Origin of the sequence: Streptomyces sp. NPDC051776, from assembly GCF_040681345.1 — a bacterium.
Classification (GTDB): Bacteria; Actinomycetota; Actinomycetes; order Streptomycetales; family Streptomycetaceae; genus Streptomyces.
In genome coordinates, this window is the sequence record NZ_JBFAYQ010000080.1 from 1 (window position 1) to 12,937 (window position 12,937).

Annotated in this window: 11 protein-coding genes and 5 pseudogenes; 10 read left to right on the plus strand and 6 right to left on the minus strand. The window is 68.3% G+C overall.

What is annotated here, in order from left to right:
• Nucleotides 1-126: 126 nt before the first annotated feature.
• The 4 genes and pseudogenes from AB0M26_RS30105 to AB0M26_RS30120 all read right to left on the minus strand — a co-directional run bounded on the left by AB0M26_RS30105 (nucleotide 127) and on the right by AB0M26_RS30120 (nucleotide 2,879).
• Nucleotides 127-330 carry a hypothetical protein gene (locus AB0M26_RS30105; RefSeq protein ID WP_365265962.1) on the minus strand — a complete coding sequence of 68 codons (204 nt, stop codon included), beginning with the start codon at nucleotides 328-330 and terminating at the stop codon, nucleotides 127-129.
• Nucleotides 239-527: pseudogene (locus AB0M26_RS30110) on the minus strand (DNA helicase); the annotation flags it as partial. The pseudogene AB0M26_RS30110 and the gene AB0M26_RS30105, both read right to left, overlap by 92 nt.
• Nucleotides 528-636: 109 nt before the next feature.
• Entirely contained in the window at nucleotides 637-1,830 is a 1,194-nt protein-coding gene (locus AB0M26_RS30115; protein WP_365265943.1) for an MFS transporter, read from the minus strand.
• Between the two features lie 593 nt (nucleotides 1,831-2,423).
• A complete protein-coding gene (locus AB0M26_RS30120; RefSeq protein ID WP_365265945.1) occupies nucleotides 2,424-2,879 on the minus strand; it encodes a hypothetical protein in 456 nt (151 codons plus the stop codon).
• Between the two features lie 362 nt (nucleotides 2,880-3,241).
• Here AB0M26_RS30120 and AB0M26_RS30125 point away from each other — a divergent pair, with 362 nt between their 5' ends.
• From AB0M26_RS30125 to AB0M26_RS30160, 8 genes and pseudogenes are all read left to right on the plus strand, one after another.
• A complete protein-coding gene (locus AB0M26_RS30125) occupies nucleotides 3,242-4,468 on the plus strand; it encodes a PP2C family protein-serine/threonine phosphatase (protein ID WP_365265947.1) in 1,227 nt (408 codons plus the stop codon).
• An 817-nt stretch (nucleotides 4,469-5,285) separates the two neighbouring features.
• Complete coding sequence (locus tag AB0M26_RS30130; RefSeq protein WP_365265948.1) at nucleotides 5,286-5,921, plus strand: hypothetical protein; 636 nt, start codon at nucleotides 5,286-5,288, stop codon at nucleotides 5,919-5,921.
• A 3-nt stretch (nucleotides 5,922-5,924) separates the two neighbouring features.
• Entirely contained in the window at nucleotides 5,925-6,359 is a 435-nt protein-coding gene (locus AB0M26_RS30135) for a phage holin family protein (RefSeq protein ID WP_365265950.1), read from the plus strand.
• A gap of 222 nt (nucleotides 6,360-6,581) precedes the next feature.
• Nucleotides 6,582-7,043 (plus strand): hypothetical protein, encoded by a 462-nt coding sequence (locus AB0M26_RS30140; protein ID WP_365265952.1) that lies wholly within the window; start codon nucleotides 6,582-6,584, stop codon nucleotides 7,041-7,043.
• Nucleotides 7,044-7,188: 145 nt separating this feature from the next.
• Entirely contained in the window at nucleotides 7,189-8,172 is a 984-nt protein-coding gene (locus AB0M26_RS30145; RefSeq protein WP_365265954.1) for a YihY/virulence factor BrkB family protein, read from the plus strand.
• Nucleotides 8,173-8,633: 461 nt separating this feature from the next.
• Nucleotides 8,634-8,732: pseudogene (locus AB0M26_RS30150) on the plus strand (IS5/IS1182 family transposase); the annotation flags it as partial.
• A 320-nt stretch (nucleotides 8,733-9,052) separates the two neighbouring features.
• The gene (locus AB0M26_RS30155) at nucleotides 9,053-9,424 is read left to right on the plus strand and encodes an SDR family NAD(P)-dependent oxidoreductase (RefSeq protein WP_365265956.1); all 372 of its coding nucleotides are present in this window, start codon (nucleotides 9,053-9,055) and stop codon (nucleotides 9,422-9,424) included.
• Between the two features lie 108 nt (nucleotides 9,425-9,532).
• Nucleotides 9,533-9,843: pseudogene (locus AB0M26_RS30160) on the plus strand (plasmid stabilization protein).
• 69 nt (nucleotides 9,844-9,912) lie between these two features.
• Here AB0M26_RS30160 and AB0M26_RS30165 read toward each other — a convergent pair.
• Nucleotides 9,913-10,191, minus strand: a complete 279-nt coding sequence (locus AB0M26_RS30165; RefSeq protein ID WP_365265958.1) for a DUF5133 domain-containing protein — start codon at nucleotides 10,189-10,191, stop codon at nucleotides 9,913-9,915.
• 567 nt (nucleotides 10,192-10,758) lie between these two features.
• On the opposite strand from AB0M26_RS30165, the gene AB0M26_RS30170 reads away from it, so the two are divergent.
• On the plus strand, nucleotides 10,759-11,001 hold the full coding sequence (locus tag AB0M26_RS30170; RefSeq protein ID WP_365265960.1) for a hypothetical protein: 243 nt from the start codon (nucleotides 10,759-10,761) through the stop codon (nucleotides 10,999-11,001).
• 266 nt (nucleotides 11,002-11,267) lie between these two features.
• A pseudogene (locus AB0M26_RS30175) lies at nucleotides 11,268-11,623 on the plus strand (GAF and ANTAR domain-containing protein); the annotation flags it as partial.
• Between the two features lie 410 nt (nucleotides 11,624-12,033).
• Here the strand turns inward: AB0M26_RS30175 and AB0M26_RS30180 are convergent.
• A pseudogene (locus tag AB0M26_RS30180) lies at nucleotides 12,034-12,242 on the minus strand (DUF1918 domain-containing protein).
• Nucleotides 12,243-12,937 lie beyond the last annotated feature (695 nt).

The window sequence follows — 12,937 nt, forward strand, 5'->3', positions numbered from 1 at the left end:
TTCTGCACAGCTACAACCATCACCGGTGCCACACCGCACTCGGAGGCCACCCACCGATCAGCCGCGCAAACAACGCTCCAGGTCAATACAGCTAGGGCGCTGTTCCCCGATTCCCGGGCCCGGTCCTCACTTCTGAGCCTGCGCCGTCTTGGCCTGGTGGAAGGGCTCATGCGACCGGTTGTGGGGGCCGAAGAGAAGGTCGTAGCCCTGGGGAAGCTGCAGCAGGATGCGGTTGGTAATCGACTGCGGCGAGGACGGCTTCCGGTCCGTGGTGGTCGACCAGATCGACCAGGGGCTGGAGGTCTCCCCCGGCAGGATCGTGCTCCGCACAGTCCTGCAGTTCACCCCAGGTGCGGAAGAGAGCCAGCTCGGGGTGGGAGGTGCGCGCCCCTCCTTGAGCTCGCGGGCGGCAAGTGCCAGGGCACGAAGGCTCTCCCCTTCCCCGACCAGGGCTACCTGCTGGCTTCGAGCAGGCGGATGACCTCCGCGATGGCGCCGGCGTTGGAGCGGCAGAGCACCGCGTCGGGGTCGGCTGGCCGGCGAGGGCACGGCCGGATGCCCACCCCTCGCACCCCTACGCGGTGAAGGCACACAGCCCTGCGCGGACGAAGCGCAGCACCCCACGCACCCGTACCATCACCTGCCCGCGCGGTGCTCACGGGTGCGGCCCGCGCGGACCAGCACCGTCAGGGCGAACGCACAGATGAGGGCGAAGACGATCGCGGCGCCCGTCGTGGCGCGGAGCGTCCCCACCTGGACAGAAGCCACGCCGACCGCGACCACCGGTACCGAGAAACCGGTGTACGCGGCGATGAACAAAGCGGAGGTCACCGCTGCGCGCCGTTCCGCCGGGGCGATGCGGTTCACCGTCGCCTGTCCGCCGATGAAGACCAGGCCGACGGCCGTACCGCCCAGCACCGTACCCACCAGGAACGCGGCCGGGCTGGCGTGGGCGAACGCGACGACGATCACGACGAGGGCGACGGGGAGAACCAGCAGGCCCTGCCCGAGCGCGGACCGGTCGCCCAACCGGCGGGCACCCACTTCGGCCGCCGCCGCCACGCCGTAGAGCAGGAACAGGACCGCGCCGCCGAGGGCGTGGCTCGTCCAGTGCAGGTCGTTGCCGAGGAACGACGGGATCAGGCCGACGAAGAGTCCGAGAACGAAAAAGCCGGAGAACACCCCCATCGCCGCAGGCACGAACTCCGGCCGCACACCGGGCGGGAGGCCGATGTCGAGGCGGGGCGCGAACCGCCGATCGCGCGCCGGCACTGTCTCCGGGATGGCCGCCAGCGCCAGGGCGGCCAGCGCCAGCAACCCCAGGTACACCGCGTACACCAAACGCGTGGGTGCCGGTGCGTACTCGCTCAGGAAGCCGGAGAGCAACGGGCCGAATCCGAACCCGAGCATGCTCGCGGCCGTGGCCACGACCGCTGCGCGACGCGGCTTGCTCCGGGGTGCCAGTTCGCCCAGTCCCGCGGTCGCGGGCGCCACCACGAGCCCGACGGCGAGGCCGGAGAACAGCCGGGCCGCACAGAGCATCGGGACGTTCTGCGCCGACAGGAACAGGACAGTGCTGATCGCCATGAGCGTGAGGGCCGCGGCGATGACGGGCCTTCGCCCCAGGTGGTCGGAGACCCGGCCGAAGAAGAGGAGCGAGGTCATCGCGCCGACGGTGTAGACGGCGAAGATCACGGTGGTGAGGTCGGGCCGGAAGCCGAAGCGGGACTCATAGACGACGTACAGGGGCGCGGGGATGTTCGAACCGGTCAGTACGGTGACCAGAATCCCGGCCAACAGCGCGAAGCCCGGGAGCCGCCGTACGGCCATCACCACCACCTTTCCCCCCTCCGCGCGACGACCGGCCTACGGTCCGCCCGCTCACGCGGGCGTCCGCGCTGGAGCGTACATCCCCTATGTCGGATTCATTGCGATCCCGGCCTCCATGCCGCCGAACACCCCTATCTGCCCCATGGGATGCTCCGCAGATATTTCCACAGACCGACCAACTCTCCCTGCACCACTTCCGGCCGCAGGACGCGCCCGCCCTCGCCGCGTATCGCTCCGACCCGCGGGGACATGCGTGCATGCCTGCACGAGAACCGGATGAACCGCTCCTCAAGGCCGCGACTTCCTGGGGCGCGCGTCCCTGACGGGAGGTTGCGGAGTTCGTGGCGGAGCTCACCGGAACGCGACCCGCCGAGGGGACGTACGTCCAGTCCCACGGCACGTTCCCCGTGCTGGTCCGGCACCGCGAACAAGGGTGCTGGGTCGCCGTGGCAGCTCGTCCGAGGGGCATAGCAGTGCGAGCTGGTGCCGCTGGTGACGGCGATCGTCAGGTCCGATTCAGATGCGGAAGGTGGGTCACGACCCCGGGCAAGGCGGACTGCGCAGCGGAGGAGAAGCGGGCCAGCATCTGTTGGCTACCGGGAGCGGGAGCCGATGTTCCGAAAATCGTCGACGGCCACGCACTGGGTGGTGCTGGTGGACTCCAGGGTTGTGAGGGTCAGCTTGTTGGGATTGCCGCAGCTGACGTTCTGCCGGCCTTCCTGTGCCACGTTTTGCTGGAACAGCGCGGCTGTGCTGGAGCCGCCTTCGGCTCGGGCGCCGCCGCCGATCTCCGCGGTGCCCAGATTCGCGGAGTGGTCCACCAACTGACAGCCCACCTCCGACCGGCTCCCCGTCACCGTGATGTCCGTGTCGTTGGGGTTGGCACAGTTGACGTTCTGCCGACCCTCCTGCGCCACATTCTGCTGGATCACTGTGCCGGCTGTGGCGCCGCCGCCTTCGGCTCGGGCACCACCGCCCTTGATGCGGACGTGCTTGCTGAAGGAGAAGTCCTGCTCTGCGCAGCGGCCCTCCACCAGGGCACCGTCCACGTCGAGGACCGAGGCGGAGCCGGCGTTGTGGCAGTTGTTGTTCGGCTCGGTTCGTCGCCCGCGAGGTCTACCGCCATCTACCCCACATGATCCAGACCACCGAACAGGTCGACCGCCGCCGCCTGATCAGGCGGCCTGGGCGCGTGAACGGCCGAGCGGTGGGCCACGGCGTCCAGGCGGCTGGCCCATGGCCGACCTCCACCGCCAGCCGGGACGGCGGCCTCGCTGGGCCAGGCCGCCTGATCACTCCGCGCGGACAGCGCGGGCCGACATGCTGCGCATGGCGTAATAAGTCGCTCCGGCGGCTTCTCCAGGTTCAGGTGGTGCGGAGGCAGTGACCGGTACGAGTGGCGAGGCGGGTCATGGGCGAGGAGAAGGCGGATCGGTCGGAAGGTTTCGGTGAGCGGCTGCTCGGTCTGCTGCTGGATCGGGCACGGCTGATGCCGCCGCAGCTGATCGCCCCGTTGATCGCGGAGGAGGTGGCCGGGATCGGTGGTCGGGACGTCTCCATCCTGCTGCAGGACTACGCGCAGGAGGTGCTGGTGCCGCTTGCGGGCAGTAAGTTGCACGTCGGCCAGCCCGAGCCGATGGCCGACTCCCCCGCCGGCCGGGCCTTCCTGAGCGCGGACGTCGTCGAGGTGCCGCAGGCCCACGGCGGCGAGCGGATGTATCTGCCGCTGCTGGACGGTAGTGACCAGGTGGGAGTGATGGCTCTGACCCTTGACGCCGTCGGCGACGACGACCGGCGTCTGCTGCGCAGGCTCGCCGGCCTGGTCGCCGACATCTTGGTCACCAAGAACGCCTACACCGACCTGTTCTTCCTGGCCCGGCGCCGGGAGCCGATGAGCGTGTCCGCGGAGATCCAGTGGAGCCTGCTGCCGCCGCTGACGATGACCGTGCCGCAGGTCACGGTGGCCGGCAGCCTGGAGCCCGCCTACCGCGTCGCCGGCGACAGCTTCGACTACGCCCTCAACGACAACATCCTGCACATGGCCGTGATCGATGCGATGGGCCACGGACTTGATGCCGCCGTAATGGCGACCGTCGCCATCGGCGCCTACCGGCATGCCCGGCGCGTTTTCGTCAGCTTGGCCGAGAAGTACGCCTTCATGGACGACGCCATCTCACGGCAGTTCGGTCCCGACCACTTCGTCACAGCCCAGCTGATGCACATCAACATCGCAACCGGTGAGCTGGAACTGGTCAACGCGGGCCACCCCGCGCCGCTGCTGATCCGCGAAGGCCGGGTCGAGCGGCAACTGGAGAGCGCGACGACGCTGCCCGTCGGCTTCGGCGGCGAGGAGCCCCGGATCCGAGAGCACCTACTCCAGCCGGGCGACCGGGTGCTGTGCTACACCGACGGCATCATCGAGGAACACGTCACCGGCGGCGAGCCGTTCGGCGAGGAACGCCTCATCCGCTGCGTCAACCGCCTGGGAGAAGAGCCCTCCCGGGGGGTGCGGGCGGATCTGCGCGAGCTCTCCCACACCCTGAAGAGGGAACGGGGCGGGCACACCAGCGACGACGCCACCCTCTTCATGATCGAGTGGCAAGGCATCGCGGCAGACCACCTCGCGGTTCTTGCCTGAGCAACCTCGGCTCAACCGGATCCGAACCGGATAGCACCGCCCACGCGAACGACGGTCACCCATCCGCGCCCGGCCAACCGGCCTCCCAAGGGGAGTGTTCGGAAAGGGCACTCATCAGCAGTGCACGGGGGGTGCCCGACAGAAACGCTTGTCAGGTGGTCGCGGTGGCGGCCATCGGCGAGAAGGGGGCTGAGTCACCCGTCCGGTCGGGGTGGTGCGGGCTGGCCAGGGTCCGCCAGAGTGTCTCGAGCGCCCACGGCCTGGGCTGCTGTCGCCCGTACCCGGGCCAGTCACAAGGGGAAGTGCGGGTAGGACACAGCCGTACTGCATCCCACATCAGCGGGACCGGGGCTTCGCTCGCGCTCTACGTCCCGTCCAGGACGACAAACGAGCTTTGGGTTTCACGCCACAACCGGGTCACAAGCTCCGCTGGCCCGGGCCCAGTTGCCTGCCGTACACGCTCGGACCCTATGCGCTCAGATGGGTGTCTGCGTCAGAAAGGTCGTCAGCTGCTCGGACTTGTCGGCCACACGACAGCTCGCCACATCTACAGATCACAACATGCGGATGCCACATTCCATGATCATCTGGCGTTGCGCGGCCGGTTGGTGCGACTCGCCGAGGGCCGCGTGACACGTCCGGTCGGCTGCTGTGGTGGCGCTCTCGCACTCGCGCCGGAGGCGTCGGCGGGCAGACCGGCCATGCGCCGTAGCCGCCACACCAGTCGCGGGGCCGCCACGGTGAGCCCGATCCGATCTCCGGGAGTCGCCTGTGGATCGGCGGGTACCCGCGCGCGGTGATAGCCATGATGCGCCCTATGGACGAGGCACCGATGGGTGAATCCCCGAATGAAGACACCGGTTCTGCGCAGCAGGCCGGGGAGGTGGCCAAGCAGGAAGCTTCGGCCACGGCGGGTCAGGCCAAGACAGCGGCTGGTGAGGTGGCCGGCACGGCCAAGGAACAGGCGCAGGCGGTGACGGAACAGGCCAGTGAGCAGGCCCGTACCGCTGTGGTCGAGCTGCGTGAGCGCGCTGGCGATGAGATGCAGTCGCAGGCGAAGAAAGCGGCTGGCAACCTGCGTCAGTGGGCGGATGATCTAGCTGATATGGCTGAGAAGGCTCGTCCCGACTCCCCGGCGGGGAGCTTGATCGCTCAGGCCGCCGACGGGAGCCGCCGTGCCGCGAGCACTTTGGAGCAGCGAGGGGTGGGGGGCTTGGTCGAGGACGTCGAGAGTTTTGCGCGTCGCAAGCCTGGCACGTTCCTTGGTGGAGCCGTCCTGGCCGGATTCGTGGTCGGCCATCTGGCCAAGGCGGGGAGGAAGGCCGGCCAGTCCAATACAGGGCCGTCGCCGACGAGCTCCCGGGCACCGCAAAGCACACCGTCTGACCTCGGCACGGGCGGTCAGCCGGGCTACGGGGAACCGGAAGGGCCCCGTTACCGGGAGGTGAGCTGAGGAATGACTGACCTGTCAACGTCACCGCCGCGTAGTGGGCCACGCGAGCGCCCCAGCCGTGCGGACGAGTCGGTTGGTGAGTTGTTGTCCGAGGTGGCGGGCGATGTAGAGACGTTGTTCCGCCAGGAGGTGGAGCTGGCGAAGGCTGAGATACGCGAGGAGGCCACCAAGGCGGGCAAGGCGGCCGGGATGTTCGGCGGGGCCGGGTTCGGCGGCTACATGGTCGCCCTCTTCGGTTCCTTGGCCGCGGTGTTCGGTCTGGCCAACGTCATGGACTGGGGGTGGGCCGCGCTGATCATCACCGGGGTTTGGGCGATGATCGCGGCCGTGCTGTTCGTCGTCGGCCGGGCCAAGATGCGCAAGGTCTCGCCCAAGCCTGAACAGACCTTGGGGACACTGAAGGAGGATGCGCAGTGGGCACGTCACCCGACCGCATAAGGTCCCAGATCGATACCACGCGGGAGGAGCTTTCTCGCGATGTGGAACGACTGGCCGACCGCACCAGCCCCCGCCGGGTAGCCCGCCGACGTACCGAGCGTGTGCGCGGCAAGGTGTCCGGGATCCGGGAAAGGGTCATGGGCAGCGCACCCGATGGCGCACAGCAGCGCGCCGGACAGGTCCAGGAAAGTCCAGGAGCGTGCCCGGCGGACCGCGCAGTCGGTGCAGGAGAGCGCGGGGCAGGCCACGGACAAGCTGAGCGCCACCGCCGAGCAGACGGGCGAAGCGGTGAAGGCGGCGCCGCAGCAGGCGCCGCGTCAAGCCGGGGGGAGCCCGTTGGCGGCGGGTGTGATCGCTTTCGGCGCCGGTCTGCTGGCCTCTTCCCTGCTACCGGCCTCGCAGGCCGAGCAGCAAGCGGTCGGCCAGCTGACCGAGCGAGCCGGCGATCTCGCCGAGCCGGTGAAGGAGGCGGCCGTGGAATCGGCTCAGCGGCTGAAGGAGGACGCCACCGAGTCCGCGCAACAGGCGGCCCAGGAGGTCAAGGAAGCTGCCACCGAGGCGGCGCAGGAAACCGGCCAGCAGGCCCGCGAGCGGGCCGATCAGGTCAAGGACCAGGCCCGCGAATCCGGGCAGAACGTGGCCGGCGAGGCAGGCGAGCAATCCCCTGGTCCTGGCCAGCCCTGAACGGCCACAGCCGGTCCTGCCCAGCCCTGAACGGCCACAGCCGTCGTCGCACGGGCCGAGTTCCTCCTCCCCCGGACCGTGCGCCGGTGCGGACCGGATGAGCCGATGTGGCGGTTGCCCCAGCCCCTCCTGGAGGTCGTAAGCCATGGCGCGAGACAACGATCAGCACGGCGGCGCATCCGGCACCGGGCCTGGCGCACCGCCCCCGGCCGAGAAGCCGACGGACCTGCCCAAGCAGACCTGGGGCGGGGTGCTCAAACGCACGGTGAAGGAGTTCAAAGGAGACAACCTCACCGACTGGGCGGCCGCACTGACCTACTACGGAGTGTTGTCGATCTTCCCGGCCCTGCTGGCCCTGGTATCGATCCTCGGGCTCCTGGGCACGGACACCATCAGGCCATTGATCGACAACCTGGGCAGTATCGCCCCGGGAGCTGCCCGCGACATCCTCACCAGCATCCTGGAGCAGCTCGAGGGCAACCAGGGCCGAGCAAGCCTCGCGCTGATCATCGGCATTGTGATCGCCCTGTGGTCGGCCTCTGGATACATCGCGGCCTTCATGCGGGCATCCAACGCGGTCTATGACGTCGGCGAGGGTCGGCCGGCATGGAAGACTCTGCCCACCCGGCTCGCCATCACCATCGTCGTGGTGGTGCTGCTGGCCGCCATCGCGGTGGGCGTGGTGTTCACCGGCACATTGGCCAAGAGGACCGGGGAGATCCTGGGGCTGGGCGATACGGCCATCACTGTGTGGAACATCGCCAAGTGGCCCGTGATGATCATCCTGTTCATGCTGATCATCGCGCTGCTGTACTGGGCGTCCCCGAACGTCAAACGCGGCTTCCGCTGGGTCACGCCCGGCAGCATCATCGCCGTGCTCATCTGGATCATCGCCTCTGCCCTGTTCGCGCTGTACGTGGCGAACTTCAGCAGCTACGACAAGACCTACGGCAGCATGGCCGCGGTCATCATCTTCTTGATCTGGATGTGGATCTCCAACATCGCCATCCTGCTCGGTCTGGAGTTCAACGCCGAACTCGAACGCGGACGCGCCATCGAAACCGGCCACCCACCCGGCGAAGAGCCCTACGTTGAACCCCGCGACACCCGCAAACTCAATGACCCATGACGTGCGATACGACACCGACGCACACGACGCCTGTCCGACACCGCACAGACCTGGGAGCTGCAGGGAGGTCCTGCTTGGCGCAGTGGCCTCCGCCCGGCCGCCGTCCACGCCGATGAGGCCGAAGTCGGGGTCGGACAGGTGTTGTACTGCCGGCCCACCTGCGCAGTGTTGTGCGGCTCCACTCGGCCTCCTACCTCTCGCCGCATCCTGAGCGGGAAGGGGTGCCGACCTGGCGCCTGACAGGGACGGTCGCCAAGGCATGTGCGGCCGCCCCCGCCATGCTGCGGCAGGTCTGGGAGTCCGAACGCCTCAGGGAGAAGGCCCCGTTATCCGAATTGGACGAGACCCCGCGGCTGCCATGGCCTGGGTGACACCCCGCAGGGCTGAACCGACCGACGCGTGACCGCGCTGAGGACCCTCCACGTCAGAGCAGGGACAGCTCAAGCCCTACAACATCGCCGTCGGACAAAGCGTACGACGTCCCTCACCTGTGGAAATGGCTGTGGGGCAAGCGCATCGGGGCCCGGATCGCCCGTAAAGGCATCGACTCCATCGAACAGCGGGACAGGCCCGCGAGGTCCAGGGCGATGCCGGCCTCCTTGCTGACGAGGATGCGGCGAAAGGTCTGCGGGGGGCGGCCAGCGCACACCTCCCCAGCCATCGCGGGTCTGCTCCGGCCAAGGCAACGCCGGTACCAGCCGGGGGCCCCTTCAGGCCCTTCGTGTGGATCACCATTCGCGAGGCCAGGCGGAAAGCCCTACGGCGTAGAGGACCTCGTCCCCCGGGAACGGTTGGGCGAAGCTGCCACGGGCACCCGGCACGTGAAGAGCACAGCGCTCCCGTAGCGACAGGGCGCCCCCGTTTCGTGGAGACGTGGGCCATGATGCACCAGCCTCAAGGCCCGGCCCCGCAGGTCGTCTCCGAGCCGGCCCCGCCGTATGACTCGGACAAGCAGGAGCCTCCGGGTTTGGAAGCCCGCATGCGTACGTTGCCCCGCTACCAGGCCAGCCAGTACCAGGCCTGCGGCAAGCCGCGAGGGAAGGTTGCGCTTGTCACGGGCGGTGATTCCGGGATCGGCCGTGCGGTTGCCCTGCTGTACGCGCGAGAGGGCGCGGATATTGCTGTCGTGTACTTGCCCGCCGAGCGCGAGGATGCGGAACTGGTGCAGCGAGAGGTGGAAAAGCACGGCCAGCGTTGCCTTCTGCTGCCGGGCGTCATCGCCGTCACCGGAGGCATCGTCGGCACCCGATAGTCCGGATGCCGACGTGAAACGCGAAGGACGCCACTGTCACGAGCCTCTTCATCCGAGGAGGAGTGAAGACGCCCGCAGGATCGAACCCGCACGCGTGAGCGTCAGTACGTGCACATCAAGGAGAGCCGGGAAGAACGCGGCGCCTCCCCGGCGTGCCAAGGGGTACCCGCCCCGACGGTGAACGAGGAACGCGCCCGCTCGGGTGAGTCACGCTCAGCCAGCCGTACCTCCACCAAGGATCCCAGGTCCGTCCTCAGCGTGGTGGCGAAGGCTCCGGCCAGGGCAAGGGTCCTCGGGCGGCCAGGGCAAGGGTCCTCGGGGTCCGACGCGGCGACCATCTCTACAGGGCCAACCAGAAGAACCTCAAGGGCCGCTCATCCGTGAACAAGGACCAGCTCGCCCGAGCAGTCGGCCGCTGATCAACCAAGTCGGCGGGTGGAGGCAGTGCCTCCACCCGCCGACTTGTGGCGGCCGCTAGAACCTGCGACTTAGCCCCGGCCCGCGGCCGGCACGTCACGCCCCGTCTTACCCCATGCCGCTCCAGCGGTGATCACCGAGTCGTCCTGGACACGAGCGCCGGGAAGCTGATGGCGAGCGGCGATCAGGGCAGCGTCCACATCCCGCGTACCGGTGGCCACGCACAGCGTGTAGGAGAGATCGGCCAGCCGCTGCTGAGCCTGTGGCTCGCCTTCGCCTGCCCGCAGAGCCTGAAGGGCCTCGTACTGGGCGATGAGGTCGGTCAGGCCCGCGGGATGAGCCATCAGCATGGGGGTGCTCTCCTTCCGGGGGTGCGCGCAGCGATGCACCGCCCGCGCACCCACGGTTTTGGGCTCTCATGCGACCCGGGTCATGCGGCCAGCGGATCGCCTCGACACGTCTTCGCGCAGCCTGCCGCTCGCCTTCGGCAGGACCGGCCCAGGAAAGCGCCCACGGCATAGCAGCGCCGACCCCCGACGGCCGGACTGCTGCACAACCCGACGCCGTGGCCTCAGGCCTGTTTGTGACGCCGGCCGTCGATTGGTTTTCCGGAGCTGGCCGGCTTGGCGTTGCGTGAGCACCGAGCATCACGGCTCGTACGCCGAGAAGGGGTGCCCAACAGGCAGCACCAGGGGGAAGCGGGTGTCACCCACTCGATCGAGTTCAAGGCGCTGCCGCTGATGCCCCGACGACGCCCCGGCCCATTCCTTCCCCGCTCGACCAGGAGGACGCCGAGCAGCAGGGGAAGGCACCCCTGTAAGCGGAGGCGGGGCACCGCCCGGATCAACGCATTGCATGCAAGGGCACCTGAGGGGTACCTCGACGACATCGGCACTTCCTCCTGAGCTGGAGGCACGATGTCTTTGCGGTCATGGGCCCGCGAACACCTGAAGGGATCCGCCACCTCCGAGGTCCATTCAGGCAGGCCCGAGGACACGGGTGGCCAGCCACAGAGCCAGGCAGCGGACCAGCACAGCACCACAGGCACGACACCCAATGACATCTTCGTCGGCCGGGCCTCCGGCGATGACCCCGGCTATCTGGAGACCGGCGCCGAGCAACGAGCGCACCCCGACACCGAACCCGGCAGCGACGCCTGAGTGGCCTCGCGCCTTAACTGAGGGGTAACGCTCCTCGGTCGGGCCGGCTCCTTGGATCGACGGAGGCCACCGCATCTGCGCACAGCCGCACCAACTGCTCCTCCGCCCCCGGAAGGTGGCCGGCGACACGCGCGGCAGCCGCCAAGAGCACCGTGGGAAAAGACTTACGCGCATACACCCTCACCATGGTGGTGGGGGTGACTGGTAGTGCCCGGGGAAGCACCGAAAGATGTCCAGATCCGCTGGTCCGCTTTCGGCCGCCAGGCCAGGATCTGGACGTAGGCAGCATGATGGGCTTCCTGCTCTACACCGAAGACGAAGACCTCGGCGCCCTGAACTTCTACTCCCGGCAACCCGGCGCATTCAACGACACCAGTGAGACAACCGGCTGGCTTCTGGCCTCCCACGCCGCCATCGTCTTCTCCAGCGCCCGCTCCCACGCCCAAATGCAAAAAGCCATCGACACCCGCCACACTGTCGGCGAAGCCATGGGGCATCCTCATGAATCAGTACGACCTCGACGAGGACCAGGCCTTTGCCGTCCTGCGCCGCTACTCCCAGGACAACAACATCACTTCGCGACATCGCCCAACGTGTCTGCCAAACGGGCGACCTGCCCTGAAACTGGCCGAGTTCCGCATGGGCAGGAGGGATGAGGCGGGGCACCCATGCAGGGCCGCGCTCGCCCGGCGCGCTGGGCGGCAGTACAACGGGATCATGGACGAGGAGAGCTACCACCCGGACGAGAAGGTCCACCAGAGCGGGATCTACCTTGTGCGACTGCAGCGAGAGACACGAGTTCACCAGCGCCGATGTGGAAGGCAAGACCTTCCCGCCCCTCCTCGCAGCCTGCACCGGGAGCTCCTGGGTCCTCAAGACGCCTGCGCACCCCAGATGAGGCCGCAGAAGTTCGTGCGCCTGCTGCGATCGCCAGGAGGGCAACCGTGGCGGATCAACCGCGGAGCCGCCTGGCACGACCTGGGTCAACAGCCAGCTCCCAAAGGTCAGCCCCGCGTCTCCGCCCGAACCGGGCTACTCCTGGTCACTCCCCGGACTCGCCGTGGAAAGCTGAACGACCGTGTCCGGGCCGGGGCTCATGACCGTCTCGTGGCCGTCCTCGAAACGGACCCGGTACGGCGGACCCCCTCCCCGCCCAGCACCTCAAAGATCTCGACCACCCGATCATGCTGCCCAACGACCCGCCCATGCACGAGAAGCCTGTCACCTACGTTGGCCTGCACTGTTTGCCTCCTCGCTTGCCCATGCCCGACCAGCAACCGCACCCTTCTCAGCCGCCGGCCCGATTCGGTCTACCCCTTTCGACGGCCCACGAGAGAACCACACCCGGAGATCCCCCCAGACCGGACGAATCAAGCGCAGGCGGTCGGCCCGGGACGCAGACCTTCGCGGCGCCTCGCGCCAACTGACGCCGCCCTTCGACACCGGCCTGCCACGGCTGTGCCAACTCCTCGGCCAAACAGGCCAGATGACATCGCGAGATCCCCGCGAAACAGCCGATGCGCGAGAATCGCTCAATTCGCCATGACCACCACCGCCGGATCAGGCCACCCACCAGCGACTCCGCCAGCTCGACCCCACCCCCATCACGCACCAACTCGTAAGACGCCATCTCATTCGGCGAGTCTGCGGTAGCAGATGAGGGTGCAGGCGATGCTGGTGAAGGCCAAGAAGTGACTGGCTTTGCGCTCGTAGGGACGGTGCAGACGTCGGCATCCCGCGAGCCCTGGTGCATTCGATTGTCCACCGGTCCGTCGAGGCGTTGGCTGCAGTCCGTACCCTGCTGGCGATACGCGTTGTGATGCCGCGGCCGCGTGACCATCGGGTCACGTCCGCTGGAGTGGTGTATCGACGGCCACTCGGTGATCTCGTTTTGAGGCTATGCGGTGAGTTCGGTGGGCAGGATGGACTCGTCGGT

Coding starts and splice junctions, on each gene's coding strand:
- AB0M26_RS30115 (WP_365265943.1), bottom strand. CDS start 1,830: ATGGCCGTACGGCGGCTCCCGGGCTTCGCGCTGTTGGCCGGGATTCTG.
- AB0M26_RS30125 (WP_365265947.1), top strand. CDS start 3,242: ATGGGCGAGGAGAAGGCGGATCGGTCGGAAGGTTTCGGTGAGCGGCTG.
- AB0M26_RS30130 (WP_365265948.1), top strand. CDS start 5,286: ATGGACGAGGCACCGATGGGTGAATCCCCGAATGAAGACACCGGTTCT.
- AB0M26_RS30135 (WP_365265950.1), top strand. CDS start 5,925: ATGACTGACCTGTCAACGTCACCGCCGCGTAGTGGGCCACGCGAGCGC.
- AB0M26_RS30145 (WP_365265954.1), top strand. CDS start 7,189: ATGGCGCGAGACAACGATCAGCACGGCGGCGCATCCGGCACCGGGCCT.
- AB0M26_RS30155 (WP_365265956.1), top strand. CDS start 9,053: ATGATGCACCAGCCTCAAGGCCCGGCCCCGCAGGTCGTCTCCGAGCCG.
- AB0M26_RS30165 (WP_365265958.1), bottom strand. CDS start 10,191: ATGCTGATGGCTCATCCCGCGGGCCTGACCGACCTCATCGCCCAGTAC.
- AB0M26_RS30170 (WP_365265960.1), top strand. CDS start 10,759: ATGTCTTTGCGGTCATGGGCCCGCGAACACCTGAAGGGATCCGCCACC.